The organism is Phreatobacter sp., from assembly GCF_051860605.1.
In the GTDB taxonomy this organism is placed as follows: Bacteria; Pseudomonadota; Alphaproteobacteria; order Rhizobiales; family Phreatobacteraceae; genus Phreatobacter.
The window spans coordinates 266687-286636 of record NZ_JBHYDR010000004.1 but is presented as its reverse complement, the minus strand read 5'-3'; the positions used below and the strand labels follow the sequence as shown (position 1 = coordinate 286636).

Genomic DNA, 19950 nt, shown 5'->3' with positions numbered 1-19950 from the left:
CCAGTTTGCATCCGGTTCGGCGGTTCGTTTCAAGTCACCGCCTGACCTCTCCCCAGACGGAATCCCGAAGCGGCCGAAGCCCTGAGGCATCGGCGCGGACGGAATGTCTCTGCAACCGGCGGCGCGGGCCAAGGCGAAGGCTCTCCCGGCGGGACTGCGGCTGCGCTGTCGGGGGCAGAACGGACGAAGCAGGAGCCCGTCCCCGGCCCTCCCCTGTGGAGAGCGGGAACAAGCGGGCCGGGCGACAACAGGGGCCGGGACAGAACCGGCTGGACAGGTCCAGACCATGGACCCAACGGCGGCGCGGGCGCACACTCCCCGCTGCGATACGAGGAACGGACGATGCGCATCGACAGGCGTTACACCACGGCCGGACAGTCGCCCTATGCGGGGATCGCCTTCCGCAAGGCGACGTCGGAGATCCGCAATCCCGACGGCTCCATCGTCTTCCGCCTGGAGGGCATCGAAGTGCCGGAGGCGTGGAGCCAGGTGGCGGCCGACATCCTCGCACAGAAATATTTCCGCAAGGCCGGCGTGCCGGCGCGCATGAAGCGCGTTGAAGAGAACTCGGTGCCCTCGTGGCTGTGGCGCTCGGTGCCCGACGAGGCGGCGCTGAAGGCCCTTCCGGAAAAGGATCGCTGGATCGGCGAGACCACCTCGCAGCAGGTCTTCGACCGGCTTGCCGGCACCTGGACCTACTGGGGCTGGAAGGGTGGCTATTTCGACCAGGAGGCGGACGCGCAGGCCTTCTTCGACGAGCTGCGCTTCATGCTTGCCCGCCAGATGGTGGCGCCGAACTCGCCGCAATGGTTCAACACCGGCCTGCACTGGGCCTATGGCATCGACGGGCCCGGCCAGGGCCACTACTACGTCGATTTCGAGACCGGCCAGCTGACCCAGTCGACGTCGGCCTACGAGCACCCCCAGCCTCATGCCTGCTTCATCCAGTCGGTCCAGGACGACCTCGTCAACGAGGGCGGCATCATGGACCTGTGGGTGCGCGAGGCGCGCCTGTTCAAATATGGCTCCGGCACCGGCTCGAACTTCTCCTACCTGCGCGGTGAGGGCGAGCGGCTGGCCGGCGGCGGCAAGTCGTCGGGCCTGATGAGCTTTCTGAAGATCGGTGACCGTGCGGCCGGCGCCATCAAGTCGGGCGGCACCACGCGGCGCGCCGCCAAGATGGTGGTCGTCGATGCCGACCATCCGGACATCGAGGCCTATATCGACTGGAAGGTGATCGAGGAGCAGAAGGTCGCGGCGCTGGTGACCGGCTCCAAGATCGTCGCCCGGCACCTGAAGGCCATCATGAAGGCCTGCATCAACTGCGAGGGCGATGGCGATTCGTGCTTCGACCCGAACAAGAATCCGGCGCTGAAGCGGGAGGTGAAGGCCGCCCGCAAGTCCATGGTGCCCGACAACTACATCAAGCGGGTCATCCAGTTCGCCCGCCAGGGCTACAAGGACATCGAGTTTCCGACCTATGACACCGACTGGGACTCGGACGCCTATCTGACGGTGGCCGGCCAGAACTCCAACAACTCCGTCTCGCTGAAGGACGACTTCCTCCAGGCGGTGGAGAACGACGGCGACTGGAACCTCACCGCCCGCATCTCCGGCAAGGTGATGAAGACGCTGAAGGCGCGCGACCTGTGGGAGAAGATCGGCCATGCCGCCTGGGCGTCCGCCGATCCGGGCCTGCATTTCAACACCACGATGAACGACTGGCACACCTGTCCGGCGGCCGGCGACATCCGCGCGTCGAACCCATGCTCGGAATACATGTTCCTGGACGACACGGCCTGCAACCTCGCCTCTGCCAACCTGCTCCAGTTCTACGACCCGAAGGCCAAGCACTTCGATGTCGACGGCTACGAGCATCTGTGCCGGCTGTGGACCGTGGTGCTGGAAATCTCGGTGCTGATGGCGCAGTTCCCCTCGCGCCAGATCGCCGAGCGCTCCTACGAGTACCGCACGCTCGGCCTCGGCTACGCCAATATCGGCGGCCTGCTGATGACCATGGGCATTCCCTATGACAGCGACGGCGGCCGTGCGCTGGCCGGCGCGCTGACCGCCATCATGACCGGCGTGTCCTACAAGACCTCGGCCGAGATGGCGGGCGAACTGGGGGCCTTCCCCGGCTATGAGCCGAACCGCGAGGCCATGCTGCGCGTCATCCGCAACCACCGCCGCGCCGCCCATGGCGAGGCGGCGGGCTACGAGAAGCTGGCGGTGAACCCGGTGCCGCTCGACCACGCCAATTGCCCGATCCCGGTGCTGGTCGGCCATGCCACCCGCGCCTGGGACGAGGCGCTGGCGCTGGGCGAGGCCAATGGCTACCGCAATGCCCAGGTCTCTGTGATCGCGCCCACCGGCACGATCGGCCTTGTCATGGACTGCGACACGACCGGCATCGAGCCCGATTTCGCGCTGGTGAAGTTCAAGAAGCTGGCCGGCGGCGGCTATTTCAAGATCATCAACCAGGCGGTGCCGGAGGCGCTGCGCACGCTCGGCTATCGCGCGAGCGACATTGCCGAGATCGAGGCCTATGCGGTCGGCCACGGCACGCTGGCCCAGGCTCCCGCCATCAACCCTTCGACGCTGAAGGCCAAGGGCTTCACCGACGAGGCGCTGGCCAAGGTGGAGGCCCAGCTCAAGACCGCCTTCGACATCAAGTTCGTCTTCAACAAGTGGACGCTCGGCGAGGATTTCGTGGTGAAGACCCTCGGCATCCCGGCCGAGGAGGTGAACGCGCCCGGCTTCGAACTGCTGGCTCGCATCGGCTTCTCGAAGAAGGACATCGAGGCGGCCAACGAGCATGTCTGCGGGGCCATGACGCTGGAAGGCGCACCGCACCTTAAGGCAGAGCACTATCCGGTCTTCGACTGCGCCAATCCGTGCGGCCGCAAGGGCAAGCGCTACCTCTCCGTGGAGAGCCATATCCGCATGATGGCGGCCGCCCAGCCGTTCATCTCGGGCGCCATCTCGAAGACCATCAACATGCCGAACGAGGCGACCGTCGACGATGCCAAGAGCGCCTATATGCTCTCGTGGAAACTGGCGCTCAAGGCCAATGCGCTCTACCGCGACGGCTCCAAGCTGTCCCAGCCCCTGAACTCCCAGCTGATCGAGGACGAGGAGGACGAGGACGCGGTCGAGGAACTGATGGAGAAGCCGCAGGCCGCCCGCGCCGCGGCGCTGGCCGAGAAGATCGTCGAGAAGGTGGTCGAGCGCGTGCAGGTGATCCGCGAGCGCGAGCGCATGCCGGACCGCCGCAAGGGCTATACCCAGAAGGCGGTGGTCGGCGGCCACAAGGTCTATCTGCGCACCGGCGAATATGACGACGGCCGCATCGGCGAGATCTTCATCGACATGCACAAGGAGGGCGCGGCGCTCCGCTCGCTGCTCAACAACTTCGCCATCGCCATCTCGCTCGGCCTGCAATACGGCGTGCCGCTGGACGAATATGTCGAGGCCTTCACCTTCACCCGCTTCGAGCCGGCGGGCCCGGTGCAGGGCAACGACACGATCAAATACGCCACCTCGATCCTCGACTACGTGTTCCGCGAGCTGGCGGTGAGCTATCTCGGCCGCTCGGACCTCGGCCATGTCGATCCCGGCGAGAGCCGCTACGACGCGCTCGGCACCGGCACGTCCGAAGGCGCCAGGAGCGTGCTGTCCAAGGGCCTGGTGCGCGGCAAGACCGACAAGTTCACGGTCGTGGCCGGGGAGAAGGGCGGGCAGATCAATCCCGGCTCGCTCGCCAATGACGCGCGCTCCGGCACCGTGGTGCCCATGGCCTCGCGCCATGGCGGGGCGGGCGCGGGGCCTGCAACGCTCGGCGCAACCGCGCTGAAGGAGGAGGTGGCGGCGGCCGTCTCCCCCGCCCTCGACCGGCTGTTCGAGGAGGCGCGCGCGCCCGAGACCAAGGCCGAGCGCACGGGCGAGCGGACCAACGCCGACCGGCGCGCGGAAGCCAAGCTGCGCGGCTATGTGGGCGATGCCTGCCCGGAATGCTCGAACTTCACCATGGTGCGGAACGGCACGTGCCTGAAGTGCGACACCTGCGGCTCGACGACGGGGTGCAGTTGAGGCTGACATCGGGTTTTTGGAGAGCGACGCACAATCTGGCACCAAACGCCGGGTTAGCGTCGCGCAATCCGCCCAGGGCATGGCACTCGCCATGGGAGGCTCCGCCGCTCAGCGGGGCCTCATCGTTTTGGCGTCCGAGAAATGGGCACTCACAAGCCCAGGCACAACGTCATAGTGCTTCGGCAGCGCTGGTATGAGTTTCGGCGTCGATTGATCGCAACGACCGGCTCTGCATAGCTGCCAAGCCTTCAGCAAAACTCATGCGCGGAGAATACCCCAACTCTGCGCGCGCCTTGGCGATGTTCACGGTGAACGGCTTCCCGATCAAGCGGAGCATCTGGCGGGTGATCGGGGGCTCGCCAGACAGCCGAAGCGCCTTCCAGGCTGCTCCCATCACGCCGGCCATGGTCCAGGCCAGCGGGAAAGGGACGGAACGGTCTTTCGGAATGACGCCCCGCGTGGCGAGTAAAGACGATATGACGCTCTTGAGGGAGCCGCTCCGACCATCCGAAACGAAGTATGCTTGGCCGCCCCGGCCGCGATCGACCGCAAGCAACAGGGCGTCGCAAAGGTTGTCCACATGACATGTGGACATGGCCTGATCACCGCCACCAACCCATTGGAAGCGACCGGCTCGTACCGTCTCGACCATGTGGTCCAGGGTCGGCATGCCGGCGCCCCAGATGAACGGCGGCCTTATGGCGATCGTTTCGAAGTTCGACCGACGGCCGTTCGCGGCGAGAAGAATGCGCTCACCCTCGGCCTTCGACGAGGAATAGGGGGCAAACGCTCTCGTCTGGAGTGGCAAGCTCTCATCGACGTCGAGCATCGGCTCAGGATCGCCCATGACGACCGCAGCGGCGCTTACTGCTACCACGCGACGCAGTCCTGGGGTTGCGAGCGCAGCTTCGACAATGTGTCGGGTGCCTTCGACATTGGCCCGGTCGAACGACGCGCGCGAACCCCAAAGCTTGAAGTGAGCGGCGACGTGGAAGACGACCGAACAGCCTTCCATCCCGGACTTCAGGCTGTTGGGGTCATCGAGATCGCCCAGCACGGCGGTAGCGCCCGCAGCCTGCACGGCCGCAACAGCCCCTGGGCTGCGAGCCAGCGCTTTAACCCGCCAACCTCGGTCAATGAGCAATGCGATGAGGCGGGAACCGACAAAGCCCGAACCGCCCGTCACAAAAGCTGAGACTGACTGGCTCGGGGGACGGGCGATTTGGGTTTGCATCAGAACCTCCGTTGATCGAGGTCCCGATCGTACCATTAGTCGAACAAATTGCAATGAACATATTCTGTTTTTTGTTCGTCGTTGCTCCCACTTGGCGGACGGCCTATGTTTCTCGGGATGCAGACCTCCTCACACCCGCCCAATGACGACAACTCATTCCGCAGTCTGATCCTCGAAGCTGCGCGTGTTCATGTCCGCAGATTCGGCGAGCAGAAGACCAACGTCGTGGACATCGCCAAGGCGCTGGGGACATCCCATACGAAGATCTACCGTCACTTTCGTTCCAAGGCGGAGATCTTTGATGCTCTGGTTCAGGAAGCAATGCGCGACGAGGAGCAGATTGCCCGTCACTTCGTGACGGTCCAGGGACCCGCAGCGGAACGACTGGAGGGCATGATTCTCGCCTTGCACGCCCGCAAGAGAGAACGTTTAACCGGCGACGCTGAGCTCTATGAGCTATACCGTCGCGTGGTTGACGAGCGACCTGACATCGTCGCGGCCTATGCCCGATCAATGACTCAGCTGGCAGCGCAGATCATTGCCGATGGCGCCGACAAGGGGGAATTTCGGCTCGACGATATTTCCGCCGCGGCCTGTGTGGTGCGGGACGCCGTGACTGTGTTCGTGCATCCAGCGCATGTCGAAGCCACCATCAAGGCCAACCGTCCTGTTGAACCGATGGTACGGAACGTCGTGCGCAGTCTCGTCGCCGCGTTCGCAGCAGGCGTACGGCTAGAACCTGTGCCACAATCATAACGAGCTTCTATTCGCCATGTCCGAGAGCGGATCCGCGACGATTCCGGGCAAGGCGGCTGAAAGGCGCAGCGGATCGTGTCATGGATATTCGTCGTCGGACAGCGACGACAAAATTCGTACTGGCGACCTCGCCTGCAGGTGACCTTGCCCCCTTGCCGCGCCGCCCCCCACCCCTATCCTCACCCCCCGTGCCACCGGAGCCCTCGCCCCGGACCCCCATCCCACCGGAGAGACCCCCATGGACATCACGCGCTGCGGCCAGACGGATTCGCGCCGGCCGCCGGCCGACTGGTTCACCGGCAATGTCTGGCAGGACCCCATCGTCGAAGCCCCCGAGCCCGCCCGCGTGCGGGCCGCTGTGGTGCGCTTCGATCCCGGCGCACGCACCAACTGGCACACCCATCCGCTCGGCCAGACGCTGCATGTGACCGCCGGCTGCGGCCTCATCCAGAAGCTCGGCGGTCCCATCGAGGTCATCCGCGCCGGTGACTCGGTCTGGATCCCGCCCGACGTCAAGCACTGGCATGGCGCCGGGCCGCGCACGGGCATGACCCATGTCGCCATCCACGAGGCTCTCGACGGCAAGCATATCGACTGGCTGGAGCCGGTGACCGACGACCAGTATCGCGGCGCCTGACCTCTACGCCCTTCCCCGCGGTTGACCGCCGCCGCGGGCGCGCCTACGACCGGCCTCCACTGACGCGCAGGCGGCTGCCCCCCGAAGCCGTCACGGTTTGGCGCGTCAGGTGCCAGGGTTCGGGGGAACGGTCGCCAAGGGCGGCGGCTCCCGGCATGACGATGCTGCACAGGGGGCGCTGCGATGTGTTTCAGCCCGACCATTACCGGCGCCATGGTCGTGGCCGGCGTGATCGCCACCGCGGTCACGTTGAAGCGACGCGAACCGCCGATCTTCCCGATCACGCTGGCCTATTTCACCGCCATGGAGGCGCTCCAGTTCGGCGGCTATATGGTGATCAACCAGTGCGGCACGCCGGCCAACCAGTCGATCACCTTTCTGTCCATCCTGCACATCGTCTTCCAGCCGTTCTTCATCAACGCCTTCGCCATGGCGATCCTGCCCGTGGCGGTCGGCCCACGCATGCGCACGCTGGCCTTCGGCATCTGCGGCCTGTCGGCGGCGGTCATGCTGATGCAGCTCTATCCGTTCGCCTGGGCCGGCACCTGCCGGCCGGGCTCCATCCTGTGCGGCACGCCGCTCTGCACGGTGTCCGGCGACTGGCACCTGGCCTGGAACGTTCCCTATAACGACCTTCTGGGCGGGCTTTCGCGGATGACGGTCGAGTTTCCGACCTATTTCATCGCCGCCTTCTTCGTGCCGCTGCTCTACGGCGCCTGGCGCTTCGTCATCTTCCACGCGCTTGTCGGCCCGATCGCGGCCAGCTACCTGACGACCAATCCCAACGAGATTCCTGCCATCTGGTGCCTGGTGTCCATCGGCATCGCGCTGGTCGCCATGAGCCCGCTCATCCGCCGGCAGCTCGCGCCCCGGCCGGAGCCGGCCGCCGCGCCGTCCTGAGGGCCGGTCCGGCCAACGCTTCAGTGGATCAGTATTCGATCTCGGCGCCGATGCCGGCCGCCGCGCGTCCGTCCGCGCCGATCTCGGTCTGGATGCGGATGCGGCGGGTGAGGTCGATATCGACACCGACCGCGCTTGCCTCGGGCCGGGCGCCGGCGCGCACGCCCACCCGCACCCGCTCGTTGATGGCCCGAGAGACCCCCACCGCCGGCCCCGCGGCGCCGGTCGTCACGTCGAGATTGTCCACACCCAGCGCCCGGCGCGTCGCCTCGAAACTGTCCGGGCCGCCGCGTCCGGAGAGGGTTGCGACCGCCTGGGCAAGCTGCACCGCCTGAAACGGCGACAGACCGGCGGCAGCGCGCTGGAACAGCAGCCGCGACAGCACCTCGTCCTGCGGCAGGCTTGGGCTTGATGTCAGCGTGAATTCCGGCTCGGTCGCGCGGCCGGTAATGGCCACCGAGGCGGTGATGTCGGTCGCCCGCGTCTCCGCCACGAAATCGAGATCGGGCACCAGATCGCCGCCACCGAAGGTCACGCGCCCGCGCGTGATGTCGAGGCGCTGGGTGAGCAGCGACAGCCGGCCGCGGCGCAGCTCGAACGAACCGTTGGCGCGCATGTCGCGGGTGGTGCCGGCCAGGCGGAGCTGGCCGCCGAGCTCGGCGTCGACACCGCGACCGCGCACGAAAACCCGGCCGGGGGCGTCGAGCACGACATCGAGCGTGGCATTGAACGGCGCCTGCTGGCGGCTGGCTGCCGCCGCGCGCTGGCGGGCGATCTGGGCAAGCCGCGCGCGCGTCTGTGGCGGCGCACCGACATGGCGGGCATCGCGCAGGGGCTCGGCCGTCGAGGGCAGACGGTCGGGCACCCGCACCTCCATCGTGGCCACGCCGACGCGGCCCGCCAGCCGCGGCGTGGTCGCCAGCGGGCCGGTGACGGTGAGGTCGAGGCTGGCGATCATCTGCACGATCTCGCTGGAGACGAGTTCGGCATTGCTGGCCGATATGCGCAGGTCCGCAGGCAGGCCGCGCAAGGGGTCGGCGTTGATGCGGCCGGAGACCGAGACCGTGCCGCCGTTCTTCGCGCGCGCGGTCAGCCGCTCGATGGCGATATCGGTGCCGCGGCCGGCGAAGCGCCCCTCGATGGCCGTGAAGGACACGCCGTTCAGCGGGTCAGAGAAGGACCCGCCGGCAAGCGTCGCAGTCCCCTGGATATCGGGTGCCGTGCGCGTGCCGCGCAGGGCGCCGTCGATGGTCAGGCGGCCGGCCACGCGCTGGCCGGAGCCGGCAAGCTGCGCATTGGCGAGCGCTGCATCCAGCGTGCCGCGCGCCCTGAGATCGAAGGCGCCGACGGGCGTCACCGGCAGGCTGCCCTGAACTGTCAGGGCGATGGCGCGACCGCCATTGATGCGGGCATCGAGGCTGGCGCGCTCGCCGCGCGCCTCGCCGCGGGCGGTGATGTCCAGCGCCGGCACGCCCGCATTGCGGCTCGCCGGCAGGCTGAATCCCCGCAGGCTCGCCTCAAACGGGCCGGAGGGCCGTGCCGCCGGCCCGCGTAGCGTGGCGCGGGCATCGAGCGTGCCGCGCAGGCCCGTCCCGGGTGCAAGGATGTCCAAGGCGGCCAGCGGCACCCGCCGCGCGGCAATCGTGGCGTCCAGCTCGGCGCCCAGAGCGCCGGCGATCTCGATCTCACCGCCCTGCAGCGTGATTGTCAGCCGTTCCGTGCGGACCTGCGCGCCGTCCAGGACGAGGCTGGCCGGGCGGGCCAGCGCGATGCGCGCACCGGCGCGCGTGGCGGTGAACGACCGCAGGTCGAGCCGGTTCGGGGTGCCCGGAACCAGCCGCCCGGCCCCGGCCAGGGCGAAGCCGCGAGCGCGGGCGGTGAGGTTGATGTCGGTCGCCTCCCCGGCTGCGGCCGCGCGCAGTTCGACGCGCTCCACCGTCTCGCCGCCGGCGATCAGCCGGTCGACGGTCGCCTCGCCGTCAAGCCGCGGGCGGCCGTAGAGGTCATTTGCTCTCAGGTTCGCGCGCAGGATGTTGAGGCTCGCAGCCCCGAAGACCAGCCGCTGGCCGTTGCCCTCGACCGCAACCGACTGGCGCCCTCCGGTCGCATCCGCCGTCACGGTCGCCTGCATGCTCCCCGAAAGCCGGGTGAGGACCAGCGGAGACAGATCGTCGAGATTGCCGGCTGCGACCCGGAGCCTGCCGGCCGCCAGCCCGTCGGCACCGACCCGGCCCTGCCCTTCGGCCGTAAACGAGCCGAGGCGGGCCACCAGCCGGTCGAGCACCCAGGCGCTGCCGTCTTCCTTCAGCGCGACATCGGCGGTCAGCGGCTTGCCGTCGATCAGGCCGGCGGCATTGACCGCAAGATCCGGCGCCGAGGCGATGCTGCGCGCCTTCACCGTCAGCCTGAGATCGCGGATCGGGCGGTTCAGCGCCCGCGCATCGGGGGCCGAGACGATCAGCTCGACATCGGGATCGATGAGATCGCCGGTGGCATGGGCATCGGCACGCGCGGCGCCGGCCAGCTGGCGGTCGACCTGCGCGAGATCGGGAAGGGCGAGCGCCGCCCTGAGATTGACCTGCCCCGCACCCAGCGTTCCGCCAAGGCCGGCGGTGACATGGCGGCCGGACAGCGTCACGCCTTCCAGCGTCATCACCTCGCGCTGCCGGACAATGGTGCCGGCGAGCGTTGCCTGGCGCCCCACCAGCCGGTCGGCGACCGGATGACCGAAGGCGAGTTCGGTGGCGCGACCGTCCAGCACGGCGCGGGTCAGGCCCTGCGAGGGGTCTCCGCTCAGCGTTGCGGCCACATAGCCCTGGCCAGTCAGAGGCCGGCCGGCCAGGCGCGAGAAGGCTGCCAGCCGCATGATGTCGGCCTGAACCTGCCCCTCCAGCACCCTGGCACCGGTGCGGCCGGTGAACGAGAGCCTGACATTGGGCGAGGCGAGCGACAGGTCCGAGACCTCGGTCACGGCCTCTTCGTCGACAAGCGCACGCAGGCTCAGCACGGCCCGGTTGCCCAGGGCCTCGGCAAGACCGCGATCGGCGAGGACGAGCCCGTCAGCCTCGCCGTTCATGGCGATGCGATAGCGCGGCGTGCCCGCGGTCTCGGGCTCGGCCGAAAGGGTGGCGGCAAGGCTGCCGATCGTTGCCGCCGGCGTCTCCAGGGCCTGTAGGTCCAGCCTGCCCTCGACGCGCGGCGTCTGCAGAGGGCCAACCGCGGTCGCATCGAAGACGAGGCGGCCGATGCGCGTGGCGCCGCGGGCGGTGGCGCCCTCGGCATTGGGCAGGGCGCGGGCCTGGACGCGCACGTCCAGTTCCTGCCGGGCTGTCAGGTGGCCGCCAAGGGTCAGTTCGGCGAGGCGCGAGGCCAGCCGGAAGCTCTCGATGGCATATCCCCCGTCGTCGCCGAAGACGAGGCTGCCGGTCAGTTTCGTGTCCCCGGCGAACACGGCCGAGGCGGCCGGCGGCAGGAGCGTCTCGATACGGGCATCCAGATCGAGGTTGAGCCGGCGGATCTGGTTGTCGCGGGCGAGCACCGCCTCGCCGCGGGCGTTGATATCGGGGCCGGCATCGAAGGCGATGCGCCCGCGCCAGTCGTCGAGCGGGCCGGAGCCGGCAAGGTCCAGCTTCACCGGCGGCAGGCCCGGAAGGTTGGCGAGGCGGGCGAGGATGCCGCCGGCCGGCTCGTCGTGCCGGAGCGACAGGTCGAGTTGCTGGCCGGTCGGCACGAATGTCAGCTTCACGGCGGCCAGGCCCTCGGCGTCGAGGCGGCGGATCTCGAGGGCGGCATTCAGGCCCTCGGCGGGCGGGCCGAGACTGGCATTGCCGGTGGAGGCGAAGCGGGCGGCGACGCCGAGCACCGGCTCGCCGAGGACGAATTCCGCGATGGCGAAGGCGCCGATCTCAACCTTGAGCGGGAGTTCGGGCAGGAGCGGGCCGTCGGCAGCCGGCCGTGGGGCGGAGGGATCGGCGATCGGGCGGCGCAGCAGCTCGACCCGGCCGATCTCGAGGTTCTGGACTTCCAGCCGGCGCGACAGAAGGGCCACCCGGCGCCAGACCAGACGGATCGTGTCGATGCGCAGATAGACACCCTCGCGGTCGGCGATGGTGACGTTGCGGATCATCGCATCCGACGACAGCGGCCCCTCGACCGCTCCGATGCTGACCGTCGAGCCCGGCGAGGACAGGGTCCGCGAGATGAACCCGGCGAGCACGCCCTGGTCTTCCTGCGCGAAAGGACGCGAGCCCGTGCCAATGACCGCCACCACGGCCAGCACGGCCATGGCGAAGAAGGCGGCGAGGGTTCTGGCGCGCGTCATCATCAGAAGGCCTGCCCGATGCTGACATAGAAGGCATAGGGCCGCTCGCCCTGGCGGCGCGCCAGCGGCACGGCAACGTCGAAGCGGATGGGGCCGACCGCCGTGTAGTAGCGCAGGCCGAGACCGACCGCATAGCGCATCGGGGCCGAACCGTTGGGAAACGAGCCGGAATAGGCCTGACCCATGTCGAAGAACGGCACTACGCCGATGGTCTCGGTGAGGCGGACCCGCGCCTCCACCGAGGCCTCGAACAGGCTCATGCCGCCTGTCACGTCACCGAACATGTTGCGCGGTCCGAGACTCTTGTAATCGAAGCCGCGCACCGAGCCGCCACCGCCCGCATAGAAGCGCCGCGAGGCCGGAATTGCGGCCAGCGTGCCGCCGAGGATGGAGCCGAAAGCGACACGGCCGGCAAGGATGGTGCGGGCCTCCGCGTCCAGCGCGTAATAGGCGGAGGCCTGGATCCGGCCGACGGCGAACAGGTCGGGCGCATCCCCGAAGCCGAGATAGGGCGTCATCGATGCGGTGACGCGCACGCCGCGGGTGGGGTCGAGCGGCCTGTCGGTGGTGTCGTAGGTCACTGCGACCGGCAGGCCGACGAGGCCATAGTCGAAGCGGCCGAGCACATCGGTCGAGCGGCCGATCTCGGCCTCCACGCCCGCACGCACGCTGAAGGAATCGGTGAACCGGTGGCGGATCGCTGCCGTCGCGTTGAACAGGTTGCTGGTGTAGAGGTCGGTCAGTTCGCGCTGGAGATAGGCGTCGAAAAGGAAATCGTTGCGGCTTCCCCAGAGCGCCGGCTTCAGGAAGGACAGCGCGAGCCGTCCGCCGAGATTTCCTGCATTGAAGCCCGGCCCCACCGGTGGCGCCCAGGTCTGCCGGCCGGTGAAATAGAACAGGTCGGCATCCAGCCTCAGCCGTTCGGCGCCGCCGAACAGGTTGCGGTGGGCCCAGTAGGCCTTGAGCGCCGGACCATCGACGGTGGAATAGCGGATCGAGCCGCCGAGCACGCGCGGCGGCCGTTCAGTCACCTCCACCTCGACGGGAACGCCGCCGGTGGCGTCGAGGCTCGTGCCCTCGCGCACGCGTACCCCGCCAAGCGCCTCGATGCGCGACACGGACCGGCGGATGTCGGTCATCGCCCGGCGGGAATAGGGATCGCCGGGCCGGGCATAGATGAAGGAGCGGACCACGGCCGGGTCCACCTGCCGCGTGCCGGACACGCCGATGGCGCCGAGGCCGGCCTTCTCGCCCGGATCGACGAGGAGGGCGAGATCGACGGTCTGCGAGGGATGGTCGATGACCGGGGCCCGCCGGCTCACCCTGACGAAAGGATGGCTCCGGTCGCGGAAATGATCGGAGAGCGCGGCCGCCGCCTGCAGGACGTCGGCCGTGCGGGCCGCATCGCCCGGCTTCACGGTGACGATGCGCGGCGGCAGGACGGCAGGATCGAAGGGCTGGCCGGAGCGCCGGTCCAAGACAACCACGCTGCCGAACCGGTAGAGCGGCCCCGGCTCGACCATTACGGCCACCGGCACCACGGCGCGCCCGCGCAGGCTGTTGATCGCAGCCCTGACGGAGGCCGAGGCCGGCCGGTCCAGGCGGATCGCCTGCCCGCCGAGAACAATGGAGACCTGGGCTGCATAATAGCCGGAGCCCCAGAGGGCATCGACGATGCGCGGCAGGTCGGCCTCGGCCCGGCGGACCAGTTCGTCGCCGTCCTGCGGCGGCTCGTTGCGCAGGCGATGCAGGACGGACACGTCCCGGACGGCCTCGCGTGCGGCCGCATCCGAACGCAGCCCCTCGACAGCAAGCTGGTAGGCCACGGCCGTGGACGTCACCGACGGCGGCGATTCTCCGAAAAGTCCGAACGGATTGAAGGCGCGGGCGGGCGACGACGCCCCGATCAGCAGCACGCCAACGACCAGTCCGACACCGACGCGGGAGCTTGCCTTCCCGTCAGCCACCATTCCCGACCTTTCGGACGCGATACTGAAACAAATTCCCGGAGAGCGAGAAGCGATGGGCCAAACCGGTCTGGATCCCGAACTGATTCTAACCGGAAAATCTTAAGTCCGCCTTGTGGCACAGCGATGGCACTGGGGCCGATTGCCTGGGCCCTGGAATGCCTGCGACGATTGCACGCGCCTGTCCACCCGTCCGTGGGCCCCGCGACGCCTGCCGCAAAGCTGTCAGCCCTCAGCGCCGTTCCCCCCGCCCCGACCGGCCTTGAGCGCAGCCTTGGCGATGAGATGGGCGCTTACCGGGGCGGTGATGAACAGGAACACCGAAATGGCGAGTTCCTTGAGGCTCAGCGAACCGGAAACCGCGCTGGTCTGGATCAGCGAGGCGATGACCAGCGCGCCAAGGCCGAGCGTGGTCGCCTTGGTCGGCCCGTGCAGGCGCATGAAGATGTCCGGCAGGCGGGCAAGGCCGATGGAGCCGATCAGCGCGAAGGCGGCGCCGACCAGGACGAGGATCGAGATGACAGCTTCGAGGATCATGGCCGCCTCACTCGATGATGTCGCCGGAGAGCAGGAACTTGCACAAGGCGGCCGTACCGACGAAGCCCATCATGGCGATGATCAGCGCCGCCTCGAAATAGGCCTTCGTCGCCCAGGCCATGCCGAGCAGAAGCACTAGCGCGATGGTGTTGATGGACAGGGTGTCCAGAGCGAGGATGCGGTCGGCGGCATCGGGCCCCTTCACCAGGCGCCACAGGTTGAGTGCCATGGCCAGCGTCACCATGGCGAAGGCTACGGGCAGGACGAGGCTCAGCATCCGAATATCTCCTTCAGCGGCGCTTCGTAGCGGGACTTGATGGTGGCGATCGTCAGATCGGCATCCTCGACGTGCAGGGCGTGGACCAGAAGCAGGCGCTTCTCGCGGTCGATCTCGATCGAGACCGTTCCAGGCGTCAGCGACACGATGGCGCCCAGCATGGTGGCAACCAGCGTATCCTCCACCGCGAGCGGCACCTCGATGAAGGCGGGCTTGAGCCGGCCGACCGGACCCAGCACCTGCCGGGCAACCTCGACATTGGCGAGAATGATGTCGCCCATGACCCGGATGAACAGCGCGAGGCCGGCCACGGGGCGGTGCAGGCGCGGCGGATCGGGCCAGAACGACCGCGTCACGGCGGGAATGACGAGGCCGACGATGGACCCCATCACCAGGGTTCCGGGATGGTAGCTGCCGGCGAGCGCGACCCACAGGCCGATGATGGCCAGCGTGACGAAGGGATGGGGAAGGATGCGATAGAGCAGGGTCATGGCCGGCGCTCCCGCTGGACCGGCGCGCCGACGACGGCATTGCCGTAGGACTGGCGCTGCTCGAGCTGGGCAGCCGCCGCCCGCATATAGGCGGAAACCGGGGCGGCGAAGATGGTCAGGAGCGGGCCGGCCGCGGCCAGCATGGCGATGGCGGCGACCATGGCCGCCGGCGCCCGGCGGGGCGGCACCTCGCCGGCCTCCTCGGCAACCAGCGGCCGGGTCGGCTCCCAGAAGAAGGCACTCGCGGCCCGCGACAGCACCAGCGCAACGACAAGGCCGGTGATCAGGAGCGCGGCCCAGTACCAGGGTGCAATGGGTCCCGTGGAGACTGACTGCATCAGCATCAGCTTGCCGAGGAAGCCGGACAGCGGCGGCGCGCCACAAACGGCGATGCCGAGGGTGAGGAAGGCAGCGCCTGGAACGACCCGGTCGGCCAGAAGCGGACCCTTCTCGATTGTATCGGCAAGGGTCCCGCGCTCGCCCGCGATGGCTGCGCCGAGCAGGAACAGCCCCGCCGTGGCGAGCGTGGTGTGCGGCAGGTAGAACAGCGCCGCCGCCACCGGCTCCGGCCCGCCGGTCGCCACCGCCACGATCAGCGTGCCGGTGGAGACCAGCACCAGATTGGCGACCAGCACGCCGAACCGGCGGGCGGCGAGCGCCCCGATGGCACCGACAGCGATGGTCGCGGCGCCCAGCGCCGGCAGCCAGGGCTTCAAGAGGTCGGCGGTGAAGGGGGCGGCGTCGAGCCCGCCGGACGAGACGCGCAGGATCGCGTAGATGCCGACCTTGGTCATGACCGCGAACAGCGCGGCGATCGGCGCGGTGGCGGCCGGATAGACATTGGGCAGCCAGAACGACAGCGGCAGCACCGCCGCCTTCAGAAGGAACACGGCGATCAGAAGCGCCAGGGCGGTCCGCGCCAGCGCCTGATCCGCAGGGGCCACGCGCGGCAGCACCTCAGCGAGATCGGCGAGGTTGAGCGTGCCAAGCGTGCCGTAGATGAGGCCCAGCGCGATGAGGAACAGCGAGGAGCCGGTGAGATTGAGGATCACATAGGCAAGGCCCGCCCGCGACCGTTCCGGCCCGCCGCCATGGACGAGCATGGTGTAGGAGGCCAGCAGCAGAATCTCGAAGCAGACGAACAGGTTGAACAGGTCGCCAGTCAGGAAGGCGCCCATCAGGCCGGCGAACTGCAATTGCAGCAGCGCGTGGAAATGACCCCGTCCGTCCATGCCGGTCGAGATCGCGGCCAGCAGCACCGGCAGCGCGAGAACGGCGGTGAGCGCCACCATGATCGCCGACAGGCGGTCGGCCACCAGCACGATCCCGTAGGGCGCCGGCCAGTTACCGAGGCGATAGACGTGGATGGCACCATCGCCGGCGACCATGACGAGGCCAATGGCTGAGACAAGCGTCAGGACGGTTGCGCCAAGCGCGAGGGCCCGGCGCAGGGCAAGGTCCGTCCGGCCGAAGATCATCAGCAGGAACGCGGCCGAGAACGGCACCACGAAGGGCAGGATGGGCATGTGGCCGGACATGGGCATCAGCGGTGTCCGTCCGTGGTATCGACGTGATCGGAGCCGCTCTCGCCCTTGGCGCGCAGCGCCAGCGCGACGAGATAGGCCGTCATGCCGAAGCCGATGACGATGGCGGTCAGCACCAGCGCCTGCGGCAGCGGGTCCGCATGGCCCGTGGCCCCGGGAAGGGCCAGCGGCGGCGCGGTGGCGCTGAGCCGGCCACCGGCGAAGATCAGCAGGTTCACCGCATAGGCAAGCAGGGTCAGGCCGAGCACCACCGAAAAGGTCCGCGGCCGCATGATCAGAAACAGACCCGCAGCGGTGAGGATGCCGATGCCGGCGGCGACGATGATTTCCATGGCCTCAGCCCTCCCCGGCCATGCGTTCGCGCTTCGAAAGGTCGCCCAGCGCGGAGAGGATGAGCAGGACGCCTGCAACAACCACGAGATAGACGCCCAGATCGAAGGCGATGGCCGAGGCGACCTCGAACTTCCCGACGACGGGCGCGTGGATATAGGCATAGGTGCTGGTCAGGAACGGCCTGCCGAAAAACCAACTGGCCAGGCCGGTCAGCGTCGCGATCCCCAGCCCCAGGCCGATCACGCGGACATAGTCGATCCGCAGGCGCGCCGTGGCGAAGTCGATGCCGCTCGCCATGTACTGAAGCATCAGCGCCACCGCGGCGACGAGGCCGGCAATGAAGCCTCCGCCCGGCAGGTTGTGCCCGCGCAGGAAGATGTAGACCGACACTGCGATGGCAAGCGGCAGCAGCGGCCGCATCAGCATGGCGAGCATGACCGGGTGCCGGTCGGCCTCGGCCGCGATCTCGCGATGGGCATAGGGTTTCAGCCGGAGCCCCTCGAGCACGGCATGGACACCGAGCGCCGCCATGGCCAGCACGGCAATCTCGCCGAGCGTATCGAAGCCGCGGAAGTCGACCAGGATGACGTTGACGACGTTGGAGCCGCCTCCACCGGGCACCGCATTGGCGATGTGGTAGCCGGAAATGGTCTCTAGCGGCCGCGTCAGCATGGCATAGGCCAGCAGGCCGACCGCAAGTCCACCCGCGCCGGCAAGGACGGCGTCCCGGATCTGCCGCGCCGGCGCGCTCTCCGGCGTGCCCTGCTCGGGCAGGAAGCGCATGGCCAGCAGCAGCAGCACAATGGTGACGACCTCGACCGAGAGCTGGGTCAGCGCCAGATCGGGTGCGGAGAACCGCACGAAGGCGAGGGAGACGATCAGACCGACAACGCTCATCATGATGACCGCGGTCAGGCGCTTCCGGTGGTTGAGCACTGTTCCTGCGGCCCCCAGCGCCAGCGCCAGCAGCGCGGCGACCGCCAGGGCATCGGGCGGTGACACGCCGGCAAGGCCGGTGAGCGGCCCGGCAGGCCCGCCTGCCCAGGCCCAGGCGCCGAGCACCAGCACGAAGCCGACGAAGGTCGCGAGATAGCGCTGCAGCGAACCATTGTCGATGAAGCCGAGCAGTGCGACGGCGGCCCTGCTGGAGTCGCGATAGACGCGCTCGAACGCGACCGGACTGGACAGGCGCGGCAGGTAGCGGCCGTGCAGTTCGAACAGGTGGTTGCGGCGCCAGTAATGGATAAGCCCGCCGCCGAGCGCCACGAGGCTCATCACCAGCGGGACGTTGAAGCCGTGCCAGACCGCCAGCTTGAACTCGGGCACCCCGGCCGGAAGGACGGCGCTGGACGCGGTCACCAGCAGCAGCCCGACCGACAGTTGCGGCAGGATGCCGACCGCCAGCACGAGCACGACAAGGATCTCCACCGGCAGGCGCATCCAGCGCGGCGGTTCGTGCGGGGTTTTCGGCAGATCGACCGGCTTGCCGTTGAAGAAGACGTCCAGGATGAACCGCGCCGAATAGGCGACCGAGAAGATGCCGCCGACCGTGGCGAGCGCCGGCAGGAGATAGGCCCCCCAGCCCTGGAAGGCGGGATGGCCGATGGTTTCGGCGAAGAACATCTCCTTGGACAGGAAGCCGTTGAGGAAGGGCACGCCGGCCATGGAGCCGGCGGCGAGAATCGCCAGCACTGCCGTGCGCGGCATGTAGGGGAACAGGCCGTGCAGGCGGCGCATGTCGCGCGTCCCGGTCTCGTGATCGATGATGCCGGCCGCCATGAACAGCGAGGCCTTGAAGATGGCGTGGTTGATGATGTGGAAGACGGCGGCCACCGCGCTCATCTGGGTGTTGAGCCCGAACAGCAGGGTGATGAGCCCCAGATGGCTGATGGTCGAATAGGCCAGAAGCCCTTTGAAATCGTCCTTCAGGAGCGCGATGTAGGCGGCATAGACGAAGGTGATCGCGCCCGTGCCGCCGACCAGGATGAACCAGAGGTCCGTGCCGGCAAGCGCGGGATACATGCGGGCGATAAGGAAGACGCCGGCCTTCACCATGGTCGCCGAATGCAGGTAGGCGCTGACCGGTGTCGGCGCAGCCATGGCATTGGGCAACCAGAAATGGAACGGGAACTGCGCCGACTTGGTGAAGGCGCCGAGTAGGACCAGCACCAGAATCACAGGGTAGAGCGCATGGGCGCGGATCTGGTCGCCACGGGCCAGAATGTCGCTGAAATTGAAGCTGCCGGCCGCATGGCCAAGCAGCAGGAGGCCGCCGAGCAGGGCAAGTCCGCCGCCGCCGGTGACGGCCAGCGCCATGCGCGCGGCGATCCTCCCGTCATGGGCCTCGTATTTGTAGGCGATCAACAGGAATGACGTGAGGCTGGTGATCTCCCAGAACATCAGCATCATCAGCACGTTCTCGGCGAGCACCACGCCGAGCATGCCGCCGGCGAAGGCCATCAGCAGCGCGTTGAACCGCACCAGCTTGTCCTTGTCGGGCATGTAATAGGCGGCATAGAGGACGATGAGCAGGCCGATGCCGAGGATGAGGATGCAGAACAGCAGCCCCAGCCCGTCGAGCCGCAAGGCCAGGTCCAGCCCCCATTCGGGCAACCAGGGACGGCTCGCGATGACCGTGCGGCCGGCGACCACCTCCGGCACCATCGGGGCCATTGCGACCAGGCCGAGGATCATGCCGGCGGCGGCAATCCACGAGGATGCCGCGCGCGTGCGGCTGCCGAGCAGGATAGCCAGCGTCGCAAGGAAGGGCGCTGCGAGAATGATGGGAACCAGAGCGGGGACCATGCGGTTTGATAACCGATCGGCCCGGCCGATCAACCCGCCTCGCGAAGATGCGGCAAAGC

General features: G+C 68.3%; 13 protein-coding genes. 4 read left to right on the top strand and 9 right to left on the bottom strand.

The features are described from left to right. Window positions 1-342 precede the first annotated feature (342 nt). Complete coding sequence (locus ACTIFS_RS09230; protein ID WP_439573784.1) at window positions 343-4089, top strand: vitamin B12-dependent ribonucleotide reductase; 3747 nt, start codon at window positions 343-345, stop codon at window positions 4087-4089. 169 nt (window positions 4090-4258) lie between these two features. Here ACTIFS_RS09230 and ACTIFS_RS09225 read toward each other — a convergent pair whose 3' ends face one another. Then, entirely contained in the window at window positions 4259-5323 is a 1065-nt protein-coding gene (locus ACTIFS_RS09225; RefSeq protein ID WP_439573783.1) for an NAD-dependent epimerase/dehydratase family protein, read from the bottom strand. Window positions 5324-5428: 105 nt separating this feature from the next. Here ACTIFS_RS09225 and ACTIFS_RS09220 point away from each other — a divergent pair, with 105 nt between their 5' ends. The 3 genes from ACTIFS_RS09220 to ACTIFS_RS09210 all read left to right on the top strand — a co-directional run bounded on the left by ACTIFS_RS09220 (window position 5429) and on the right by ACTIFS_RS09210 (window position 7616). Beyond that, the gene (locus ACTIFS_RS09220) at window positions 5429-6079 is read left to right on the top strand and encodes a TetR/AcrR family transcriptional regulator (protein ID WP_439573782.1); all 651 of its coding nucleotides are present in this window, start codon (window positions 5429-5431) and stop codon (window positions 6077-6079) included. A 238-nt stretch (window positions 6080-6317) separates the two neighbouring features. Continuing rightward, entirely contained in the window at window positions 6318-6716 is a 399-nt protein-coding gene (locus ACTIFS_RS09215; protein ID WP_439573781.1) for a (R)-mandelonitrile lyase, read from the top strand. A 183-nt stretch (window positions 6717-6899) separates the two neighbouring features. Further along, window positions 6900-7616, top strand: coding sequence for a DUF5765 domain-containing protein (locus ACTIFS_RS09210; protein WP_439573780.1), 717 nt, complete (start codon window positions 6900-6902; stop codon window positions 7614-7616). A 28-nt stretch (window positions 7617-7644) separates the two neighbouring features. Here the strand turns inward: ACTIFS_RS09210 and ACTIFS_RS09205 are convergent, their stop codons facing one another. The 8 genes from ACTIFS_RS09205 to ACTIFS_RS09170 all read right to left on the bottom strand — a co-directional run bounded on the left by ACTIFS_RS09205 (window position 7645) and on the right by ACTIFS_RS09170 (window position 19891). Further along, the gene (locus ACTIFS_RS09205) at window positions 7645-11940 is read right to left on the bottom strand and encodes a translocation/assembly module TamB domain-containing protein (RefSeq protein ID WP_439573779.1); all 4296 of its coding nucleotides are present in this window, start codon (window positions 11938-11940) and stop codon (window positions 7645-7647) included. Then, a complete protein-coding gene (locus ACTIFS_RS09200; RefSeq protein ID WP_439573778.1) occupies window positions 11940-13907 on the bottom strand; it encodes an autotransporter assembly complex protein TamA in 1968 nt (655 codons plus the stop codon). Before ACTIFS_RS09200 ends, ACTIFS_RS09205 begins: the two co-directional genes overlap by 1 nt. A 222-nt stretch (window positions 13908-14129) precedes the next feature. Beyond that, window positions 14130-14441, bottom strand: coding sequence for a Na+/H+ antiporter subunit G (locus ACTIFS_RS09195; RefSeq protein ID WP_439573777.1), 312 nt, complete (start codon window positions 14439-14441; stop codon window positions 14130-14132). 7 nt (window positions 14442-14448) lie between these two features. Then, the gene (locus ACTIFS_RS09190) at window positions 14449-14718 is read right to left on the bottom strand and encodes a K+/H+ antiporter subunit F (RefSeq protein WP_439573776.1); all 270 of its coding nucleotides are present in this window, start codon (window positions 14716-14718) and stop codon (window positions 14449-14451) included. Beyond that, complete coding sequence (locus ACTIFS_RS09185; RefSeq protein WP_439573775.1) at window positions 14712-15209, bottom strand: Na+/H+ antiporter subunit E; 498 nt, start codon at window positions 15207-15209, stop codon at window positions 14712-14714. The genes ACTIFS_RS09190 and ACTIFS_RS09185 overlap by 7 nt, the downstream gene beginning before the upstream one ends. Then, on the bottom strand, window positions 15206-16753 hold the full coding sequence (locus tag ACTIFS_RS09180) for a monovalent cation/H+ antiporter subunit D (protein ID WP_439573774.1): 1548 nt from the start codon (window positions 16751-16753) through the stop codon (window positions 15206-15208). Before ACTIFS_RS09180 ends, ACTIFS_RS09185 begins: the two co-directional genes overlap by 4 nt. After that, complete coding sequence (locus ACTIFS_RS09175; protein WP_439573773.1) at window positions 16753-17085, bottom strand: Na+/H+ antiporter subunit C; 333 nt, start codon at window positions 17083-17085, stop codon at window positions 16753-16755. The genes ACTIFS_RS09180 and ACTIFS_RS09175 overlap by 1 nt, the downstream gene beginning before the upstream one ends. A 4-nt stretch (window positions 17086-17089) precedes the next feature. Next, complete coding sequence (locus ACTIFS_RS09170; protein WP_439573772.1) at window positions 17090-19891, bottom strand: monovalent cation/H+ antiporter subunit A; 2802 nt, start codon at window positions 19889-19891, stop codon at window positions 17090-17092. Window positions 19892-19950 lie beyond the last annotated feature (59 nt).

Bases quoted from the DNA above. Each gene is read 5' to 3' on its own strand.
- ACTIFS_RS09170 (WP_439573772.1), bottom strand. From the start codon at position 19,891: ATGGTCCCCGCTCTGGTTCCCATCATTCTCGCAGCGCCCTTCCTTGCG.
- ACTIFS_RS09210 (WP_439573780.1), top strand. From the start codon at position 6,900: ATGTGTTTCAGCCCGACCATTACCGGCGCCATGGTCGTGGCCGGCGTG.
- ACTIFS_RS09205 (WP_439573779.1), bottom strand. From the start codon at position 11,940: ATGATGACGCGCGCCAGAACCCTCGCCGCCTTCTTCGCCATGGCCGTG.
- ACTIFS_RS09200 (WP_439573778.1), bottom strand. From the start codon at position 13,907: ATGGTGGCTGACGGGAAGGCAAGCTCCCGCGTCGGTGTCGGACTGGTC.
- ACTIFS_RS09225 (WP_439573783.1), bottom strand. From the start codon at position 5,323: ATGCAAACCCAAATCGCCCGTCCCCCGAGCCAGTCAGTCTCAGCTTTT.
- ACTIFS_RS09215 (WP_439573781.1), top strand. From the start codon at position 6,318: ATGGACATCACGCGCTGCGGCCAGACGGATTCGCGCCGGCCGCCGGCC.
- ACTIFS_RS09195 (WP_439573777.1), bottom strand. From the start codon at position 14,441: ATGATCCTCGAAGCTGTCATCTCGATCCTCGTCCTGGTCGGCGCCGCC.
- ACTIFS_RS09180 (WP_439573774.1), bottom strand. From the start codon at position 16,753: ATGCCCATGTCCGGCCACATGCCCATCCTGCCCTTCGTGGTGCCGTTC.
- ACTIFS_RS09185 (WP_439573775.1), bottom strand. From the start codon at position 15,209: ATGACCCTGCTCTATCGCATCCTTCCCCATCCCTTCGTCACGCTGGCC.
- ACTIFS_RS09230 (WP_439573784.1), top strand. From the start codon at position 343: ATGCGCATCGACAGGCGTTACACCACGGCCGGACAGTCGCCCTATGCG.
- ACTIFS_RS09190 (WP_439573776.1), bottom strand. From the start codon at position 14,718: ATGCTGAGCCTCGTCCTGCCCGTAGCCTTCGCCATGGTGACGCTGGCC.
- ACTIFS_RS09220 (WP_439573782.1), top strand. From the start codon at position 5,429: ATGTTTCTCGGGATGCAGACCTCCTCACACCCGCCCAATGACGACAAC.
- ACTIFS_RS09175 (WP_439573773.1), bottom strand. From the start codon at position 17,085: ATGGAAATCATCGTCGCCGCCGGCATCGGCATCCTCACCGCTGCGGGT.